This is a genomic window from Candidatus Symbiopectobacterium sp. NZEC135, from assembly GCF_025962695.1.
The window spans coordinates 1-1,058 of the sequence record NZ_JAGFPF010000668.1; the positions used below are offsets into that span (position 1 = coordinate 1).

General features: G+C 60.7%; 1 protein-coding gene. It reads left to right on the plus strand.

The window, feature by feature from the left end; all coding sequences use genetic code 11:
* The coding region (locus tag J5224_RS29615) for an Ig-like domain-containing protein (protein WP_264628640.1) at window positions 1-1,058 on the plus strand (1,058 nt) is incomplete at both ends.

The following is a 1,058-nucleotide window of genomic DNA, read 5'->3' on the forward strand; positions in this document are numbered from 1 at the left end:
CACCATCGCTATCTCCACCGTTTCTGGAGACGATGTGATCAACGCACAGGACGCCGGCAGCCCAATGACCATCAGCGGCTCAACCGCCCATGTCACACCGGGACGTAGCGTTAGCGTATCGCTGAATGGCAAAACCTATCTGGCCACGGTCGGCAGCGACGGTACCTGGAGCACCACGGTGCCCGCCAACGATGTGCAGGCGCTGCCACAGGGTCAGCAATCCATTAGCGCCAACGTGAGTGATATTGCACAAAACCCGGCCAGCAACAGCCACAGCATCACCGTGGACACCACTCCGCCGCTGCTGGAAATTGATGCGCTGGTCACGCCCGGCGATATCGGTCTGGCAACCGCATTGGCGGGTGTACCGATCAGCGGTAAAGGGGAAGCGGGGTTGCACGTTACCCTCACCGTGGGCAACAGCGTCTACACCGTCGTCACCAACAGCAACGGCGTCTGGCAAACCACGCTCTCCGCCAGCGATCTGCTGGCGCTGGGGGATGGCACCGCCACTCTGACCGCCAAAACCACCGACAGTGCGGGTAACAGCAGCAGCGATACGCTGAATATTGCGTTGAAAACCCAGGCGCTGCCCACGCTTACCGTGAACACCCTGTTTACCGACAACCAGCTCAATCTGGCCGAACTGCAAGCTGGCGGTACCATAGGCGGCAGCTACACCAACCTGCCCGCCAACACCACGCTCACCATCACCATTGGCAGCTACACCACCACCGGCACCACCTTAGCGGGCGGGCTGTGGAGTGCAACTATTCCTGCCAATGCGCTGGCAAGTTTGAATGATGGCAGCGTACAGGTCAGCATCAGCGCTGCGGACAGCGCCGGAAACCCCGCCAGCGCCAGCGGCACCCTGGATATCGTCACGCACACCACGTTCAACGTGACATTGAATACCCCGTTTATTGACGGCAAGCTCAATGCCTCTGAGGCGGGGGTGGATCAGGTGCTGAGCGGCAGCACCGGCGTTAACGGTGCGGGACAAAAGGTCACGGTGACCATCGATGGTAAACCCTATGTCGCGACCGTGACGGAGACCG